Annotated in this window: 18 protein-coding genes; 3 read left to right on the plus strand and 15 right to left on the minus strand. The window is 61.9% G+C overall.

The genetic code is table 11. The features are described 5' to 3' along the window. Nucleotides 1-7: 7 nt before the first annotated feature. On the minus strand, nucleotides 8-1,390 hold the full coding sequence (locus AC3I65_RS19425) for a DNA recombination protein RmuC (protein ID WP_196304611.1): 1,383 nt from the start codon (nucleotides 1,388-1,390) through the stop codon (nucleotides 8-10). Between the two features lie 178 nt (nucleotides 1,391-1,568). Continuing rightward, a complete protein-coding gene (locus AC3I65_RS19430; protein ID WP_076383767.1) occupies nucleotides 1,569-1,892 on the minus strand; it encodes an SEL1-like repeat protein in 324 nt (107 codons plus the stop codon). A 966-nt stretch (nucleotides 1,893-2,858) separates the two neighbouring features. Here AC3I65_RS19430 and AC3I65_RS19435 point away from each other — a divergent pair. The 3 genes from AC3I65_RS19435 (at nucleotide 2,859) to AC3I65_RS19445 (ending at nucleotide 5,271) form a co-directional block, all read left to right on the plus strand. Next, nucleotides 2,859-3,083: a hypothetical protein gene (locus AC3I65_RS19435; RefSeq protein WP_007898912.1), complete on the plus strand. Its 225-nt coding sequence runs from the start codon at nucleotides 2,859-2,861 to the stop codon at nucleotides 3,081-3,083. A gap of 277 nt (nucleotides 3,084-3,360) precedes the next feature. Further along, nucleotides 3,361-3,843 carry a hypothetical protein gene (locus tag AC3I65_RS19440; protein ID WP_173406659.1) on the plus strand — a complete coding sequence of 161 codons (483 nt, stop codon included), beginning with the start codon at nucleotides 3,361-3,363 and terminating at the stop codon, nucleotides 3,841-3,843. Between the two features lie 144 nt (nucleotides 3,844-3,987). Next, nucleotides 3,988-5,271, plus strand: a complete 1,284-nt coding sequence (locus AC3I65_RS19445) for an OmpP1/FadL family transporter (protein WP_305466555.1) — start codon at nucleotides 3,988-3,990, stop codon at nucleotides 5,269-5,271. An 89-nt stretch (nucleotides 5,272-5,360) separates the two neighbouring features. Here AC3I65_RS19445 and AC3I65_RS19450 read toward each other — a convergent pair whose 3' ends face one another. The 13 genes from AC3I65_RS19450 to cobO form a co-directional block, all read right to left on the minus strand. After that, nucleotides 5,361-5,912 (minus strand): glutathione peroxidase, encoded by a 552-nt coding sequence (locus AC3I65_RS19450; protein ID WP_076383766.1) that lies wholly within the window; start codon nucleotides 5,910-5,912, stop codon nucleotides 5,361-5,363. Nucleotides 5,913-6,095: 183 nt separating this feature from the next. Next, nucleotides 6,096-7,304 (minus strand): MFS transporter, encoded by a 1,209-nt coding sequence (locus AC3I65_RS19455; RefSeq protein WP_076383765.1) that lies wholly within the window; start codon nucleotides 7,302-7,304, stop codon nucleotides 6,096-6,098. 52 nt (nucleotides 7,305-7,356) lie between these two features. Further along, nucleotides 7,357-7,761, minus strand: a complete 405-nt coding sequence (locus AC3I65_RS19460) for a MarR family winged helix-turn-helix transcriptional regulator (RefSeq protein ID WP_047228709.1) — start codon at nucleotides 7,759-7,761, stop codon at nucleotides 7,357-7,359. 85 nt (nucleotides 7,762-7,846) lie between these two features. Then, nucleotides 7,847-8,584, minus strand: a complete 738-nt coding sequence (locus AC3I65_RS19465; RefSeq protein WP_305466557.1) for an adenosylcobinamide-GDP ribazoletransferase — start codon at nucleotides 8,582-8,584, stop codon at nucleotides 7,847-7,849. 2 nt (nucleotides 8,585-8,586) lie between these two features. After that, a complete protein-coding gene (gene cobC, locus AC3I65_RS19470) occupies nucleotides 8,587-9,162 on the minus strand; it encodes an alpha-ribazole phosphatase family protein (RefSeq protein WP_305466559.1) in 576 nt (191 codons plus the stop codon). Continuing rightward, a complete protein-coding gene (gene cobT, locus AC3I65_RS19475; protein WP_076383762.1) occupies nucleotides 9,159-10,214 on the minus strand; it encodes a nicotinate-nucleotide--dimethylbenzimidazole phosphoribosyltransferase in 1,056 nt (351 codons plus the stop codon). Before cobT ends, cobC begins: the two co-directional genes overlap by 4 nt. Then, nucleotides 10,211-10,732 carry a bifunctional adenosylcobinamide kinase/adenosylcobinamide-phosphate guanylyltransferase gene (gene cobU / locus AC3I65_RS19480; protein WP_047228713.1) on the minus strand — a complete coding sequence of 174 codons (522 nt, stop codon included), beginning with the start codon at nucleotides 10,730-10,732 and terminating at the stop codon, nucleotides 10,211-10,213. The genes cobT and cobU overlap by 4 nt, the downstream gene beginning before the upstream one ends. A 133-nt stretch (nucleotides 10,733-10,865) precedes the next feature. Further along, complete coding sequence (locus AC3I65_RS19485) at nucleotides 10,866-12,317, minus strand: cobyric acid synthase (RefSeq protein WP_305466561.1); 1,452 nt, start codon at nucleotides 12,315-12,317, stop codon at nucleotides 10,866-10,868. Beyond that, entirely contained in the window at nucleotides 12,314-13,306 is a 993-nt protein-coding gene (gene cobD / locus AC3I65_RS19490; RefSeq protein ID WP_047228715.1) for a threonine-phosphate decarboxylase CobD, read from the minus strand. Before cobD ends, AC3I65_RS19485 begins: the two co-directional genes overlap by 4 nt. Continuing rightward, on the minus strand, nucleotides 13,299-14,207 hold the full coding sequence (cbiB, locus tag AC3I65_RS19495; RefSeq protein WP_076383759.1) for an adenosylcobinamide-phosphate synthase CbiB: 909 nt from the start codon (nucleotides 14,205-14,207) through the stop codon (nucleotides 13,299-13,301). The genes cobD and cbiB overlap by 8 nt, the downstream gene beginning before the upstream one ends. After that, nucleotides 14,204-14,854: a 5,6-dimethylbenzimidazole synthase gene (gene bluB / locus AC3I65_RS19500; protein ID WP_139049372.1), complete on the minus strand. Its 651-nt coding sequence runs from the start codon at nucleotides 14,852-14,854 to the stop codon at nucleotides 14,204-14,206. Before bluB ends, cbiB begins: the two co-directional genes overlap by 4 nt. Next, nucleotides 14,851-16,245, minus strand: coding sequence for a cobyrinic acid a,c-diamide synthase CobB (locus AC3I65_RS19505; RefSeq protein WP_139049371.1), 1,395 nt, complete (start codon nucleotides 16,243-16,245; stop codon nucleotides 14,851-14,853). The genes bluB and AC3I65_RS19505 overlap by 4 nt, the downstream gene beginning before the upstream one ends. Continuing rightward, nucleotides 16,242-16,853: a cob(I)yrinic acid a,c-diamide adenosyltransferase gene (gene cobO, locus AC3I65_RS19510; RefSeq protein WP_047228719.1), complete on the minus strand. Its 612-nt coding sequence runs from the start codon at nucleotides 16,851-16,853 to the stop codon at nucleotides 16,242-16,244. The genes AC3I65_RS19505 and cobO overlap by 4 nt, the downstream gene beginning before the upstream one ends. Nucleotides 16,854-16,897 lie beyond the last annotated feature (44 nt).

Raw genomic sequence — 16,897 nt, forward strand, 5'->3', positions numbered from 1 at the left:
TTTTACATCAAGCCTGAGGCTTTTCGGTCTCTTCAGGCAGTTCGGGCAGCCCATCGACATCGGTCATTGCCCGTTCGAGCAGTTCGGCTGGCAGGCTTTTGCTGGCCCGGGCGCCGAGCAATTTGAGTTGTTCGCTGCGGCTGATCAGATTGCCACGCCCTTCTGTGAGTTTGTTGCGCGCCGCACTGTAGGCTTTGTCCAGTTGCTGCAAACGGCTGCCTATTTCGTCCAGGTCCTGAATGAACAGTACGAACTTGTCGTACAGCCACCCTGCCCGCTCGGCGATTTCCCGGGCGTTCTGACTCTGGCGCTCCTGTTTCCACAAGCTGTCGATCACCCGCAACGTCGCCAATAGCGTCGTCGGGCTGACGATCACGATGTTGCGGTCGAAGGCTTCCTGGAACAGGTTCGGTTCGGCTTGCAGCGCGGCAGAAAACGCGGCCTCGATCGGTACGAACAACAACACGAAATCCAGGCTGTGCAAACCATCCAGGCGCTTGTAATCCTTGCCGGCCAGACCTTTGACGTGGGCCCGCAAAGACACCACGTGCTGCTTGAGAGCGAGTTGGCCGATGCTGTCGTCCTCGGCGGCCACATATTGTTGATAGGCCGTAAGACTGACCTTGGAATCCACCACCACCTGCTTGTCGCCGGGCAGGTAAATCAGCACGTCCGGCTGGAACCGTTCGCCGTCCGGGCCCTTGAGGCTGACCTGGGTCTGATACTCGCGGCCCTTCTCCAGGCCGGCGTGTTCAAGCACCCGCTCCAGAATCAGCTCACCCCAGTTACCCTGGGTCTTCTGGCCTTTGAGGGCACGGGTCAGATTGGTCGCTTCATCGCTCAGGCGCAGGTTCAGCTGTTGCAGCCGTTCCAACTCCTTGCCCAGGGAGAAGCGTTCCCGCGCCTCGGCTTGATAGCTTTCCTCGACACGTTTTTCAAAGGATTGGATGCGCTCCTTCAGCGGGTCGAGCAACTGCCCCAACCGCTGCTGACTGGTTTCCGCGAAGCGTTGCTCACGCTCATCGAAGATCTTTCCTGCCAGCTCGGCGAACTGTGCCCGCAACTCGTCTCGCGAACCTTGCAGGTCGTCCAGACGTTGCTGATGACTTTCCTGTTGCTCACGCAGTTCGGCATGCAACGAAGCCGCCTGGGCATCAAGACGCCGCAATTCCGCTTCTTTTCCGGCACGCTCCAAGTTCCAGGCGTGGGCTGCGTCTCGGGCATTGTCGCGTTCGATCTGCAACAACTCGACTTCGCGACAAGCGGCGGCAAGCTCGGCTTGCCGGGCGGCGTTGGCCTGGCCCAGGTCGCTGATTTCATCGCGGCACGCATCGAGCTGGGCGTTCAAACCGTCGTGGGCCATGTGGGCGGTGGCCAGACGCTCCTCCATTAACGCGAGTTCGGTTTGCGCGGCGCTGGCCTGGCGTTGCAGGTGCCAGGCCAGGGCGAGCAACGGCACCGCAGCACCCGCCAGGCCAAACAACAGGCTGGTCAAATCCATAGCCATGACAATTCCCGCCGATGAAATAAAGCCCGCAGGTTAACCAAGCGGCCAGGGGATGCCCAGCTCAGTCTTCGATTTCACCCAGCGCCTGGCGCGCACGATGATCCCCGGCCCTGGCAGCCTGACGCAGCAGATCCTGGCCAATACGGCGATCGCGCGCGTTCCCGCACTCACGGCACATCAGCTGACCGAGGCGACTTTGCGCAGCTACCACGCCTTCCCGGGCTGGTTGCTTGAGTAAACGGCCGGCCAAGTGTTTGACACTGGTGTTTTCCCCAAGGCGCGGGCTGTCGAGCAGCCATTCGGCCACGCGCATCGAAATGCGTTTGGGTGGGGTAACACCGGCGGGTGTGGAGGTAACAGGATTTGATACTGAGCGAAACTTCATAAAGCACTGTGGGACAGATCAGGAAGGCGCGCCACTCTACTCCTTTTTTCGCACGGGTAAAGTCGAAAAAATCCGGCACGCCCGTGCTAGAGCAAGCGCTTGGGACAATCCACAGAAGCTGTGGATAACTCAGTGGACAACCCCCCCTGAAGTCGCCGTAAGCCCTGTGGAACGGGGCCTGCGCTCAAACTGACGATTTTTTCACCAGTAAAAAAAAGCGATGTTTTTCATTGACTTAAATTTTGGATACAGGCACCCACCCCAGATTGTTTCCACATGACAATACGGTGACAACCACCGCATCGAGTGTGCACAAGTAACACGTGAAACGGTTATAGGGTTGCGCCGTTTTGGCTCATTTGCGCGGTAAAACCTGGGGATAACCTGACGACGTGCGGGCCGTTGTCCGTCGGCTAAGCGCAAAACCATTGATCGGTTCCTGTGCTATGGCCGATCACCTATGGGCAAACAAACGATCAGTCGGCGACCAGGCAGGATCTTTTTTCCCCATCGTCCTTCCCTTCGACCACTCGATCCGTTACTATCCGCGGCGTTAGTACCAAGCTGAAAGTCAATTCCGGGTCGAATACATCTCCACGGTCAGCCTTCTTCAAGAGAAGCTTCACCGACAAAAAGAGACCGACCCCCTCGATGGTTTCCAGGTAATTCTTGCGTCAACACTGCCTTTGATCGATTGCAAAGGATGTTGCCAGACTCGTTACTCTGACCGAACCAGCCTGCAAAATTGATCAGGATCTTCACCCCGGGCCCAGAACCTTTGCCCTTGATGTGTTGCCTGCCCTCCTAAGTACCTACCTGCCAGCCCAAGCGCGCACTTTATATAGCGCTCAAACTGGCTGCTTTGTTCCAGTCGGGTTCTTCGTTCGACCAATGGTGGTCGACGTTACTGGAACGTTTTAACGTTGCACGGTTCTTAACCGTGTCATTTGTAGGAACACCCATAACATGTCGACTCAAATCCATACACAGGATGCCATCCGCACCCTAACCAACGCTTTTGCCCCAATGAACTGCCTGATCATGGCCGCTCGCAAAGGCTGCTTCAGCTTCACGCTGGTCAACGAACATGGCATCGCCCGTCACAGCGAACGCCTGTACCCCGATCAGTACTCCAGCGCAGAACCGCTGCAGGCCGTGATCGAGCGTACCCGTCAGGCACTGGTTGCCTGATACGCCGCAAAGGCTGAAACCCTAAGGCCCCGCCCCAAAAGCGGGGTTTTTTATTGCCCAGAATTTCTCGATAAAGCGCAACGGCTTAAGCACCGGGGGATATAACGGTTATAACCGTTCGGCGAAGATGTTTTAAAAACAGTCCTTTACAGCGGGAATATGACACTACACTTCAAGTCAAGCGGCATGATCCGCTTCCGGCGGAGCCTGAACCGAACCACTGCTGCCAAGCCCACACCCATTTCAGGCTCTGCCCCTTTCACGTTTCGAGGGTTTTATGGGTATCGCTGCCAGCGAACTGTGTCGATATGTGATCCGCCCGACGCTCCTGTACCTGGAGCGCCACAGTGCAACGGCGGAATCCTTGTTGCTGGGGATTGCCGCCAGCCAGTCCGCCCTGGGATCAGCCCTGCATGACCGTCGCGGGCACGGCCTGTACCGCATTCCCGAACCCCGCCACCGGGCGCTCTGGGACCATTACCTGGCTCTGGATCCGGAACGAGCCAGCCTGGTTCGGGGCCTGGCCAGCCAGCACGCCTTTCTCAGCGGCCCGCACCTGGAATTGACCGTCAATCTGCGTTACGCCACCGCCATTGCCTGGCTTTTGGTGGAGGAACAGAACCTCGCGCTTCCTGACGCCGATGACCTGTTAGGCATGGCCCGGATCTGGCGCCAGACATTTCACCCTCAAGGGCGCCTGCGGGATTTCACCTGCGCCTGGCAAAGTTGTGTTTCGCCGCTGAATCAGGTCGCCTGCTAAGGTCAGATCTGGAAAGTTCCTACAACAGCCGCGAATTTGGTCTGATTGTCCTACAAAACCGCTCTAAATCAAGCCATACAGCCTATAGCGCTTAAACGAAAATGTTGGTAGTTTTCGCCCCGGTGATCACCTGGAGTTCTAACAATGAAAAAAATGATGCTCAAAACCACCCTTGGCCTTGCCGTTACCTTGGCATCCACGCAGATTTTCGCCAGTGGCTTTGCCTTGAACGAACAAAGCATCAGTGGCATGGGCACCGGTTTCGCTGGGCGTTCTTCCTCTGCCGATGATGCAAGCACTGTGTTTGGCAACCCGGCCGGCATGTCGCGCCTCAAGCGCCAGCAAGTTACGGGCGGTATGGCCGCTATCGACGCGTCCACCGACATCAACGACGCCAGCGGTAGCCAATCGGGCACCAACAAGGGCGACATGGTGCCGTTCACTGCCGTTCCGATGGGCTATTACGTCAAGCCTATCGATGATCAATGGGCTTTCGGCCTGGGTGTATACGCACCGTTCGGCCTGATCACCGATTACGAAAGCAGCTTCCAGGGTCGCAACTTCGGCAGCAAGAGCGAAGTGAAAGTCGTCGCCTTCCAGCCCACCGTCAGCTACGCCTTCAACGACAAGGTGTCGATCGGTTTCGGCCCGACCATCAACCACATTTCCGGCGCACTGGAATCGACCCTGACCACGCCGCTTTCACCGAACGATGGCGAAGTGAAGATCAAGGGCGACGACATTGGCTATGGCTACAATATCGGCGTGCTGGTCCAGGCGACCGACACCACTCGTGTTGGCCTGACCTACCACTCCAAGGTCAAGTACAAACTTGAAGGCCACACCAAGGTAAGCCCGGGTGCCGGCACTCCTGCCGGGTTCCTGAGCGGGGCGCGTTATGACGCTTCGCTGGACATCACGACACCTGAATCGGTGGACTTTTCGGTCACCCAGAAGCTCAACGATGCCTGGACCCTTTATGCCGGCAGCACCTGGACTCGCTGGAGCCGCTTGAAAGAAATCACCGTGGACAACCAAGGCGTCACGCCTGCAAACGGTGGTGCACTGGCTCCTGCGTTCCTTGGCACCATTACCGAGGAACAGAACTGGCATGACACCTGGGCCTACGCCATCGGTACGTCCTACCAGTTGAACAAACAGTGGGTGCTGCGTACCGGCCTGACCTTCGACCAGTCACCCACCAACAACATCGACCGCTCGCCACGCATCCCTACCGGCGACCGGACCATCTTCAGCCTGGGTGCAGGTTGGAGCCCGACCGAAGACCTGACCATCGACGTGGCGTATTCCTATCTCAAGGAAGAGAAAGTCAGCGTCAATCACAGCAACGCTCTGGGCCAGTCCTACAACGCTGAATACGAAAACAGCGCAAATGGCTTCGGTGTCGGTGCAACCTACCGCTTCTGATGATTCACGGCGAGCCTGAACCCCTCGCCATCTGAAGCGAAAAAAGCCCCGCACTCTGCAAAGAGGCGGGGCTTTTTCGTGACTGGCGATCAGGGGCGGGAGGCGATGGCCGCTTCTACCGCCTGGATGAATTCAGGATCGTCGGGTTTGGTCCGACTGGAGAAGCTGGCGACGACTTTACCCTGGCGGTCCACGACATACTTGTAGAAATTCCATTTCGGTGCCCCGGACTGTTCGGCCAGATGCCTGAACAACGGGATGGCGTCCGCGCCGCGTACCGGTTGGGGCTCGGTCATGGTGAAGGTCACGCCATAATTGACGTAGCAGACCTTGGCCGTCTCTTCGCCGTCCTTGGATTCCTGTTTGAAGTCATTGGACGGTACCCCCAGCACTTGCAGACCGTCACCTTTATAGCGCTGGTTGAGTGCCTCCAGACCTTTGAACTGCGGGGCGAAACCACAGAAGCTGGCAGTATTGACCACCACCAGCGGCTGGCCGGCGAAACGCTGGCACAGATCGATGTTTTCCTTGGCCCGCAACTTGGGCAGCGAGCCCTCCAGCATGGGTGGGCAGTCAGCGGCCCATACGTGCCCGGTCAAAGCCAGCAGCAGAGCGGGTACAGCAAACCTGCGCATCAGCATGTCGCAATCTCCTTGAAAGCACGTCAGACCCCGACGTTACTCCCCCCTACCCGGCGCCGTCCACCGCTCAGCAGGTGCCCATACCCAGTTGCATCAACGCCAGCCCGCCCTGATGCCACCCCCACCAGGCGACCACCAGCAGCAGGCCGGCACCGGCAGCAATCAACCACGGGCCTACGCGGCTCATGCCGCACCTGCCTGAACTTGCAGCCGCGCCACCGGACGCTCACGCACCGGCCAGTTCAACGCCGCCGCCAGCAGACTGAGCAGGATCGACACCTGCCAGATCAAGTCATAACTGCCGGTTCGGTCGTATACCACCCCACCCAGCCAACCCCCCAGGAACGAACCTAACTGGTGGAACAGGAACACGATCCCACCCAACATTGAGAGATTTCGTACACCAAACAACGTCGCTACCGTGCCGTTGGTCAAAGGCACCGTCGACAGCCACAAAAAGCCCATCGCCATCCCGAACAGGTAAGCCGTGGTAGTCGTCACCGGCAACCACAGGAACAAGCCAATCACCACCGCCCGCAACAGGTACAACCCGGTCAGCAAGCGCGGCTTGGACATCCGACCGCCCAACCAGCCTGCGGTGTAGGTGCCGAAGATATTGAACAGGCCGACCAGGGCCAGCACCGTCGTGCCGACGCTGGCCGCCAGGTGCTGGTCCACCAGATAGGCCGGCAAATGCACGCCAATGAATACCACTTGGAACCCACAGACAAAAAAGCCAACCGCCAGCAGCCAGAAGCCGGAGTGGCTGCAGGCCTCGCGCAGCGCTTCGGACAAGGTTTGCTCATGACCGGTCAGCGGCGCAGGGGTGTCCTTGAGCATGCTCACCAGCGGCACGATCAGCGCCACCAGCAGCCCCAGCGCCAACAGCGCGGCAGACCAGCCGAGCCAGCCAATCAGCCCCAGCGTGCCCGGCAACATGGCGAATTGGCCGAAGGAGCCGGCAGCGCTGGCGATCCCCATGCCCATGCTGCGTTTTTCCGGCGGCACAGCACGCCCGACCACGCCGAGGATCACCGAAAACGACGTGCCGGACAGACCGATACCAATCAACAGACCCGCGCTCAATGAAAGCGACCATGGCGAGTCGGCCATGCCCATGAAGACCAGACCGAGGGCATACAGCACGCCACCGATGAGCACGACTTTCGCGGCACCGAAGCGGTCGGCCAGCGCCCCGGTAAAAGGTTGCGCCAAGCCCCAGATCAAGTTCTGCAAGGCAATGGCGAAGGCAAACACCTCACGACCCCAGCCAAACTCGGCACTCATCGGCGCCAGAAACAGCCCGAAGCCATGCCGTACACCCAGGGACAACGCCAGGATCAGCGCGCCGCCCACCAGAACCCAACCACAGGTACGCCACATCGATGTCATTATTATTCTCCGGTCACGGGTATATACCCGCTTATCTTCGAACGAACCGGCTTCACGCCAGTTCATCCAGCAAGGCCAGCAACGTTGCGCGCTTTTCGGCGCCCAGCTTATCGATCAATCGTTGTTGCGCCGCTTCCCAGGCCGGCAACGCCGCCGCCAGCCGGGCATGCCCGGCTTCAGTGAGTTCGACAATGCGATTGCGCAAGTCTTCACCTTCGGCCAGCGCCACCAGCCCCTCACCTTCCAGTACCCGCAGGTTGCGCCCCAGGGTGCTGCGGTCCAGGCCCATGGCCTCGGCCAGGGAAGAGATACTCGGTTGGTCCAGGCGCGCCAGGTTGCTCAGCAAGGAATACTGGGCGACGTTGATCCCGAAGCCGTCGAGGGCGCCGTCGTAATACCTGCTGACGCCCCGAGCAGCGCGACGCAGGTTGATGCACAAACATTGGGAGGCAAGCATAGTGCGTGTATATACCCGCGATTAAGTGAATGCAAATTTTAATTCAGGAAATTTCAAACTGAATCCCCAGCCAGACAGGTAGCGCTCAATTCCAGATCAGCACCAGCCCCACCAACACCACCATTTCAAGCAGCTCCAGCAAGGCGCCTGCCGTATCCCCGGTACACCCTCCCAGCCTGCGCAACATCATCTGGCGCAACCCGATAAATACCGTTAGAGCGATGACCAGCGCCGATACCCCGACCCAGCCCGCCACCAGCACGCCCCCCAGCGCACAGGCCAGCAATACCTGCCAGCCGCTGTGGCGCGGCAGATGGTCGGCGAGCGCCTGCCCTAACCCGCCGGCACGCACGTATGGGGTGGTCAGGAACAACCCCAGCAACGCGCCACGCCCCAACACCGGCACGATGATCAATGCCAGGGTTTGTCGCTGCTCGATCAGCGCCAGCAATGCGGCGAATTTGAGCAGCAGCACCAACACCAGCGTAATCACCGCAATCGGCCCGCTGCGGGGGTCTTTCATGATCAGCAGCGTACGCTCGCGATCGCCAAAACCGCCGAGCCAGGCATCCGCGCTGTCGGCCAGCCCGTCCAGGTGCAGGCCGCCGCTAAGCAGCACCCAAGCGGTGAGCAACAGGGCTCCATGGAGCAGCAGCGGCGTGCCAAGCAACAGGGCATCAAGCCCCCACAACAAGCCTCCGAACAACAGACCTATGAGCGGATAAAACAGCAACGAACGCCCCAACTGCGCAGGCTCAGGCATGCCCGGCAAGCGAACCGGCAGGCTGCTCAGGAACTGCAAGGCGATCCAGAACGCCAGCATCTTCAGCCCTCTTCCTTCAACACCGAACCAGGCGACACCCGAAGAGAAAACAGCGCGCCATGAGCCACTTCTACATTGAGCAACTGCTCCCGAGGCAGACCGCGGGCTCGCGCCAGCAGCAAGCGCATCACCCCGCCATGGCTGACCAGCAATACGCGCTGCCCTGCATACGCGGTCCTCAGGCGTTCAACCGCCGCCAGGACTCGCTTCGAAAACTCCAGCACCGGCTCGCCGTCTGGCGGAGTGAATGCGTAGGGATCGGTCCAAAAGCGGCCCAGCGCCTCGGCGTCGGTGTCCATCAACGCCGCCGCGCTGCAGCCTTCCCAGGCGCCGAAATGCAGCTCCTGCAGACCCTTGTCCAGGTGCACCGGCACATCGAGCTGGACGCCGAGTTGCTCAGTGAAACGGGCGCAACGCTGCAACGGCGAACTCACCAGCCGATCCCAGGGCCCGCGCGCCGCGACCGCCTCGCGCATCTGCTCCCAGCCCCTGTCCGTCAAGGCATCGTCGAGGCTGCCACGCAGCCCGCCGCCCAGTTCGGTCTCGCCGTGGCGCAGCAGGTCCAGGTGCAAAGTCATGCCGGGCGATCCGCCACAGCCGCTTCGGCAAACGTCGCCATCTGCCCGTGAAGATCACACGCCAGGCGCAACAGCGGCACCGCCAACGCCGCACCACTGCCCTCACCCAAGCGCAGGCCCAGGTCAATGAGCGGCTCAGCGCCGAGGGTTTCCAGAACGTGCCGATGCCCCGGCTCGGCACCGCGATGGCCGAACAACAGCCATTGCCTGCATTGAGGATTGAGACGCACCGCCACCAGTGCTGCGACGCTGCAGATGAAACCATCCACCAGCACCGCAACGCCCTGCTGGGCGCAGGCCAGATACGCGCCAGCCAACGCTGCGATTTCAAACCCGCCCAGGTTGAACAGTGTTTGCAGTGGATCGTTACGCTGTGCACCGTGCAACGCCAGGGCGCGCTCGATGACTTGAGCCTTGCGGCTGACACCCGCGGCGTCCAGCCCGGTGCCCGGCCCGACCAGGTGAGTCACCGGGCAGTCAAGCAAGGCACAGGCCAGGGCACTGGCCGCCGTGGTGTTGCCGATGCCCATTTCGCCGCCGATGAACAGCTGCGTTCCGGCGGCGACAGCACGCAACACACTGTCACGTCCGGCCAGCAATGCCTGCTCGCCTTGGGTCACGGTCATCGCCGGCCCCTGCACGAAATTCGCGGTACCTGGCCCCACGTTCAGATGCCGCACACCGGGTAGCGCCAGCGAAGGCGTCACAGTGCCCAGGTCAACCACTTCCAACGAGGCGCCCAGTTGCCGCGCCAATACACTGATCGCCGCGCCACCGCTGACGAAATTGAGGAGCATCTGCCCGGTGACTTCCTGGGGATAGGCCGATACGCCTTCGGCCACCACACCATGATCACCTGCGAAAATTGCGATCCAGAGTTGATCCAGGCTCGGCTTGACCTGCCCTTGCAAACCCGCCAGTTGCACCGCCACTGCCTCGAGTCGCCCCAGGGAACCGGCCGGTTTGGTCAGTTGTTGCTGACGAACCGCGGCCTGCTCCAGGGCCTGGGTGTCGAGGGGCTTGCACGGGTCCAGCCACCAGCGATGATTCATAACGCAGTACCTTTGAGAGTCAGGGGCAAGCCGGCAACGGTCAGCACGACGCGCTGGCAACGTTCGGCCAAAGCTTGATGCAGCCAACCGGCTTCATCGACATAACGGCGAGTCAACTCGCCCAGCGGCACGACACCCATTCCGGTCTCGTTGCTGACAAAAATGATTTCGCCCGGCAGCGCGCCAACGCATTCCAGTAGAGCGTCACGCTCGGCGTTCAACTGCTCGAGGTTGTCGAGCATCAGCAGATTGGTCAGCCACAGGGTCAGGCAATCCACCAACAGGCATTGCCCTGAACCGGCGTTATCGCGCAGCACCCGCGCCAGGGCCAACGGCTCCTCCACCAGCGCCCATTCGGCCGGACGGCGAGCGCGGTGTTGGGCGACCCGTTCGTTCATCTCGCCGTCCAGGGGTTGGCTGGTGGCGATGTAGGTAACGGGCAATCGGCTGTCTGTGGCGAGCTTTTCGGCCAGGCGACTCTTACCGGAGCGGGCGCCGCCGAGGATCAGTTGCAGCATGTTTTTTACCTTTCAAATTGGCGGTGTTGCTGCCGGCTTCATCGCGAACAGGCTCGCCCCCACAGTGGTTATGCGATGCATACAAGTCCCTTGTGGGAGCGAGCCTGCTCGCGATGAGGCCAGTGCAGCCACCCTAGATCCCACACAGCTCACGCAACAGCCCGGTATCCAAATGCCGCTCCACCAGATCCGCCAACCGCTCGATGTCCCGCTCGCGCAACCCGTGGTAGTCCACCGCCTGCACATTCTGCAACCCGGCCCAACGCAGCAAGGCGCTGCTGGCCGCCGCTGACTCGAACAGCCCATGCAGATAGGTGCCGAAAATCTGTCCATCCAGACTCTGGGCGCCATCACAACGCCCGTCATCCAACTGCACCGCCGGGTTTTCCAATGCCGGGCCTGAGGTTACACCGGCATGGATTTCATACCCGCTGACCTCGGCCTCTTCCAGGGCCAGTCGACCGCGCACATTGCGCAACTGCTTCTCGTGTTCCAGGGTCGTTTCGAAAGCCAGCAAGCCCAGCCCGGTGCTGGAGCCCGCGGCCCCTTCCAGCCCCAGCGGATCGTGGACCTGCTGGCCGAGCATCTGCAGACCACCGCAGATGCCTAGCAACTTGCCTCCATAACGCAGGTGACGATGGATGGCCGTCTCCCAACCGTTGGCGCGCAGGTAGGCCAGGTCACTGCGCACGCTCTTTGAACCCGGCAGGATGATCAAGTCAGCTGCGGGAATGGGCTGGCCTGGGCCGATGAATTGCAGATCGACCTGCGGATGCAGGCGCAGCGGATCGAAATCGGTGTGGTTGCTGATGCGCGGCAATACCGGCACCACTACCTTGAGCACCTGCTCGGCCTTGTCGGACTGCCGTTGATCGAGACCGTCCTCGGCTTCCAGATGCAGGTCCATCACGTACGGCAACACGCCAATCACCGGTTTGCCGGTGCGCGCCTCAAGCCAGTCCAGGCCCGGTTGCAGCAGGGCGATGTCGCCGCGAAAACGGTTGATGATGAAGCCCTTGACCCGCGCCTGTTCGCTGGGCGAAAGCAGCTCCAGGGTACCCACAAGGTGGGCGAAGACGCCGCCGCGATTGATATCGGCAATCAGCAGCACCGGACAGTCCACCGCCTCGGCAAAGCCCATGTTGGCAATGTCACCGGCGCGCAGATTGATCTCCGCCGGGGAACCCGCGCCCTCCACCATCACCACCGGATACGCCGCGCTCAAACGTTCGTGGGAGGCCAGCACCGCTTGCATCGCGATGGCTTTGTAATCGTGATAGGCCACGGCATTCATGGTGGTGACGGCGCGGCCATGGATAATGACCTGGGCGCCGGTGTCGCTGTTGGGCTTGAGCAGCACCGGGTTCATGTCGGTATGCGGTTGGAGACCGGCCGCCTGGGCCTGCACGGCCTGGGCACGGCCGATTTCACCGCCATCGGCCGTTACCGCGCTGTTGAGTGCCATGTTCTGTGGTTTGAACGGCACCACGCTCACCCCCTGACGCCTGACCCAGCGGCACAACGCCGTAACGAGAGTGCTTTTGCCGGCATCGGACGTGGTGCCCTGCACCATTACAGTGGTCATTGGATGTCCTTGGCGTAGGCCTCGAAAGCTTGCTCGAGGCGCAGGAATTCACCGTCATCGGCCGGCAACCCGAAGCGCAGGCTGCTGGTATGGGTAAACAACCGCAGAAGAATGCCGCGCTGGGCCATGAAATCGTAAAGTGCCTGGGCGTGCTCAGTGACCAGCCATTGGAACAACCCGCAGCCGCCCTGAGGCTTGAAGCCGTGGCGTTCGAGCGTCAGCGCCAGGCGCTGACTGGTGTCTTCGCAGCGTTGGCGCTGGCGGGCCTGGGCGTCGGTGTCCAGCAGGCACGCCTGGCCCACCACCCGGGTCGGCCCGCTGACGGCCCACGGCCCGACTTGTTCGGCGAGCAACTTGAGCAAGTGGCGCTCGGCCAATACAAATCCCAGGCGAGCCCCGGCCAGGCCAAAAAACTTGCCGAACGAACGCAGCACGATCAATCCGACCTGATGGGCATGGGCGGCCAGGCTCAGTTGTGGCGTGACATCCATGAACGCCTCATCCACCACCAGCCAGCCACCGCGCTGGGCCAATCGGGCATGCCAGTCCAGCAAGCGCTCGGGGCTCAACAGCAAGCCCGTGGGGTTGTTGGGGTTGACCACCACCAGCACGTCAAGGCTGTCGAGGAAGAAGTCCACCTCCGGCTCCAGCACTTCACGCACGATGTAACCACTGCGGCGCCAGGCTTCGGCGTGTTCGGCGTAACAGGGTGAGAGGACGCCGACCTTGCCGGCCCGACGCAGGCGCGGCAAGAGTTGGATGGCCATCTGCGAACCCGCCACCGGCAGCACATGCATGGCGCCGTAATAATCGCAGGCGGCCTGTTCCAACCCGTCATCGGTCTCAGGCAGGCGTGCCCAGGCCCGCGGTGCAATCGCCGGCACGTCGAACGGCCAGGGCGCCAGGCCGCTGGACAGATCCAGCCAGTGCGCCTCGGCAATCGCGTATTGCCGGGCCGCGTTGCGCAGGCGCCCACCGTGCTCAAGCATAAAACTCAGCTCCCAGGCAGAGAATCAGCAACCACAACCATACGCCACGCTGGACCAGTTGCCAGCCGCGATCAATGGCGTCGGCGTTCGCCGGCGCGCCTTCGCCCAAGGGTGGACGTTGATGCAATTGGCCGTGATACACCGCCGCGCCACCCAGTTCGACCCCCAGCGCACCCGCGCCGGCGGCCATCACGGGCCCGGCATTGGGACTGTCCCAGGTCGGGCCCTGGGTGCGCCAGCACTTGAGCGCCAGGCGGGTTTTTCCAAGCACGGCGTAAGTCAGCGCCACCAGGCGCGCCGGAATGTAGTTGAGCCCATCATCGATCTTGGCCGCCGCCCAGCCGAAACGCTCAAAGCGCTCGTTGCGATAGCCCCACATGGCGTCGAGGGTATTGCTCAGGCGGTACAACACCACACCGGGCGCGCCCGCGACGGCGAACCAGAACAGCGCGGCGAATACCGCGTCGCTGCCGTTCTCCAGCACCGACTCAGTGGCGGCACGGGCAACGGCAGTCTCATCCAGTTCGGCGGTTTCACGACTGACCAAGTAGCCGACCCGCCGGCGCGCTTCGTCCAGATCTCCACCGCGCAGAGCCCGGGCTACCGGCTCGACATGCTCCCCGAGACTGCGCAGGCCAAGGGCAAGGTACAGTGCCAGGATTTCCACCAGCCAGCCCACCAACGGCGCCCAGGACAGCGCCGTCGCGAGCAGGGTCAACGGCACCACGGCGATGATCCACGCCGTCACGCCATGGCTGCGCCAGCCACGCCCGCCGGAGTTGAAACGCTGTTCGATACGATCGGCAAAGCGACCGAACGCCACCAGCGGATGCCAGCGTCGGGGTTCGCCCAACAGCGCATCCAGCGCCACCGCGGCAGCACTGAGCAACGCCACACTCATGGGCTTACTCCCCAATGGTTTTCGTAGAGCAATTCATCCAGCGCACGCGGCTGCGCCCAGCCTTCCAAGGCAAGCATCGGTGCCGGGTAAAACCCCTCGACCGGCCCCAGGCACAATATTGCCAGCGGTTTGGCGCCGGCGGGCAGGCCCAACAGCTCGGCCAGGGCCTGGGGCTCGAACAGCGAAACCCAGCCCATCCCCAGCCCTTCGGCGCGAGAGGCCAGCCACAGATTCTGGATCGCGCAAGACAGCGAGGCCAGGTCCATTTCCGGCAGGGTTCGTCGACCGAAGACATAGCGCTCGCGATCATCCATCAACGCCGCCACCAGCACTTCGGCGCAGTCGTTGAGACCTTCGACCTTGAGCTTCATGAATTCATCGCTGCGCTCACCCAGGGCCTCGGCGGTGCGGATGCGTTCCTGTTCCACCAGTTGACGGATTTGCCCACGCAAGGCGCGGTCGCTGATGCGAATGAACCGCCACGGCTGCATCAGACCCACACTGGGGGCTTGATGCGCGGCTTCCAGAAGGCGACGCAGCAACGCTGGCTCAACGGTGCCGCCGGTGAAGTGGCGCATGTCGCGGCGTTCGGCGATGGCCCGGTAGACGGCATCGCGTTCGGCCTGAGAGAAAGCGGTGTCTGTCATGGCCGCTTCGCGAGCAGGCTCGCTCCCACAGGGGTCAGGTGATCGGAGGTGGGAGCGAGCCTGTTTGCGATAGCGGCCTCAGGATCAGGTGCAAACAGCGCGGCAATCGCCCTTGGATTCGACGGAAAATAGAAGTGCACATAGGAAGCCGTCATCCGACCCTGCCGGAAAACCGCCTCCGCGCCACGCCCGCCATTGGGACTATGACCTCGGGCAATCGGCTCCAGCCCGGTGCTGGTGAGGGAATGATGATAGGTATGCCCGCGCAAAGTGCCCTCCGGCAACTCCACCGATTGCAGCGCCAGGGCCGCCAGACGCTTTTGCATCTGCGCGTCACCGGCCAGCAACCCAAGCAGCTCGGCGCGGGTGCCGTCCACATCCGTCAACGAGTCCAACAGATAAAGCATGCCGCCGCATTCAGCCAGCAAGGGTTTGCCTGCTTGATGGTGCGCGCGGATCGCCGCCAGCATCGGCGCGTTTTGCGCCAGCGCAACATGGTGCAATTCCGGATAGCCACCGGGCAGATACAGGCTGTCCGCCGCCGGCAGTTCGCTGTCATGAATAGGTGAAAAGAAGCTCAGTTGCGCGCCCATGGCTCGCAACAAATCAAGGCTGGCGCCATAGGTGAAGGCGAACGCTTCATCCCGGGCCACGGCGATGCGCACACCTTCCAGCCACGGCTGCGCGGCAATCACCGCTGGCGCGACGAACTCCACAGCCGGCGGCAACGCCACTTCACAACTGCCAGCCAAGGCATCGGCGGCGGCGTCGAGGCGCAGGTCCAGATCATTCAATTCACTGGCCTGGACCAACCCAAGGTGGCGACTTGGCAGCTCGATACCGGTTTCCCGTGACAGGGCGCCGTACCAGCGCAGGCCTTCGGTCAGGCTGCCCTCGAGCAACTGCGCATGACGCAAGGTGCCGACCCGATTGGCCAGTACCCCGGCGAAAGGCAAGTCCGGCTGATACCGCGCCAGGCCCAGGGCCAGGGCACCGAAGGTCTGGGCCATGGCCGTGCCATCGATCACCGCCAGCACCGGCACGCCGAAGTGCCGGGCCAGATCGGCACTCGATGGCGTGCCATCGAACAGCCCCATCACCCCTTCGATCAGAATCAAGTCGGCTTCGGCAGCAGCTTCCCACAACAATCGACGACTCTCCTGCTCGCCGACCATCCACATGTCCAGTTGGTAGACCGGCGCGCCGCTGGCCCGCTCCAGGATCATCGGGTCGAGGAAATCAGGCCCGCACTTGAAGACCCGCACCCTGCGCCCCTGCTTACGGTGCAAGCGGGCCAGGGCGGCGGTGACCGTGGTTTTGCCCTGCCCGGAAGCAGGAGCGGCGATCAGCACCGCCGGGCAGTGACGACTCGCCAAGGGAACATCGCTCACAGTTCGACGCCCTTCTGCGCCTTGATACCCGCTTGGAACGCGTGCTTGATCATGCCCATTTCGGTGACGGTGTCGGCCAGTTCAATCAATTCCGGCTTGGCGCCGCGACCGGTCACCACCACATGCTGCATCGGCGGACGGGCCTGCAAGTCGCTCAACACCTGGTCCAGGTCAAGGTAACCGTGCTTGAGGGCAATGTTGAGTTCATCGAGCACCACCAGGCCTATGGACGGGTCGCTCAACAATTGACGCGAAACTGCCCAGGCCGCTTCAGCCGCGGCGATGTCGCGCTGGCGATCCTGGGTTTCCCAAGTGAAGCCTTCGCCCATGACATGAAAGCGCACCTGCTCCGGGAAGCGACGGAAAAACAGCTCTTCACCGGTGCTGTTACGCCCCTTGATGAACTGCACCACGCCGCATTGCATGCCATGGCCCATGGACCGGGCCAGCATGCCGAACGCAGAACTGCTCTTACCCTTGCCGTTGCCGGTCAGCACCAGCAGCAGGCCACATTCGTTGGGCGAGTTGGCGATGCGCTCGTCGATCACGGCTTTCTTGCGCAGCATGCGCGCCAGGTGGCGTTCGTCGCGATCGGGGGTGTGGGTCATGGGAGCTCTCCGTTGGGATTGGATAACGGCGGGCGGGCACAAAA

Source organism: Pseudomonas sp. N-1-13 (assembly GCF_057787095.1).

Coding starts and splice junctions, on each gene's coding strand:
- AC3I65_RS19425 (WP_196304611.1), bottom strand. CDS start 1,390: ATGGAGGAGCGTCTGGCCACCGCCCACATGGCCCACGACGGTTTGAAC.
- AC3I65_RS19430 (WP_076383767.1), bottom strand. CDS start 1,892: ATGAAGTTTCGCTCAGTATCAAATCCTGTTACCTCCACACCCGCCGGT.
- AC3I65_RS19435 (WP_007898912.1), top strand. CDS start 2,859: ATGTCGACTCAAATCCATACACAGGATGCCATCCGCACCCTAACCAAC.
- AC3I65_RS19440 (WP_173406659.1), top strand. CDS start 3,361: ATGGGTATCGCTGCCAGCGAACTGTGTCGATATGTGATCCGCCCGACG.
- AC3I65_RS19445 (WP_305466555.1), top strand. CDS start 3,988: ATGAAAAAAATGATGCTCAAAACCACCCTTGGCCTTGCCGTTACCTTG.
- AC3I65_RS19450 (WP_076383766.1), bottom strand. CDS start 5,912: ATGCTGATGCGCAGGTTTGCTGTACCCGCTCTGCTGCTGGCTTTGACC.
- AC3I65_RS19455 (WP_076383765.1), bottom strand. CDS start 7,304: ATGACATCGATGTGGCGTACCTGTGGTTGGGTTCTGGTGGGCGGCGCG.
- AC3I65_RS19460 (WP_047228709.1), bottom strand. CDS start 7,761: ATGCTTGCCTCCCAATGTTTGTGCATCAACCTGCGTCGCGCTGCTCGG.
- AC3I65_RS19465 (WP_305466557.1), bottom strand. CDS start 8,584: ATGCTGGCGTTCTGGATCGCCTTGCAGTTCCTGAGCAGCCTGCCGGTT.
- cobC (WP_305466559.1), bottom strand. CDS start 9,162: ATGACTTTGCACCTGGACCTGCTGCGCCACGGCGAGACCGAACTGGGC.
- cobT (WP_076383762.1), bottom strand. CDS start 10,214: ATGAATCATCGCTGGTGGCTGGACCCGTGCAAGCCCCTCGACACCCAG.
- cobU (WP_047228713.1), bottom strand. CDS start 10,732: ATGCTGCAACTGATCCTCGGCGGCGCCCGCTCCGGTAAGAGTCGCCTG.
- AC3I65_RS19485 (WP_305466561.1), bottom strand. CDS start 12,317: ATGACCACTGTAATGGTGCAGGGCACCACGTCCGATGCCGGCAAAAGC.
- cobD (WP_047228715.1), bottom strand. CDS start 13,306: ATGCTTGAGCACGGTGGGCGCCTGCGCAACGCGGCCCGGCAATACGCG.
- cbiB (WP_076383759.1), bottom strand. CDS start 14,207: ATGAGTGTGGCGTTGCTCAGTGCTGCCGCGGTGGCGCTGGATGCGCTG.
- bluB (WP_139049372.1), bottom strand. CDS start 14,854: ATGACAGACACCGCTTTCTCTCAGGCCGAACGCGATGCCGTCTACCGG.
- cobO (WP_047228719.1), bottom strand. CDS start 16,853: ATGACCCACACCCCCGATCGCGACGAACGCCACCTGGCGCGCATGCTG.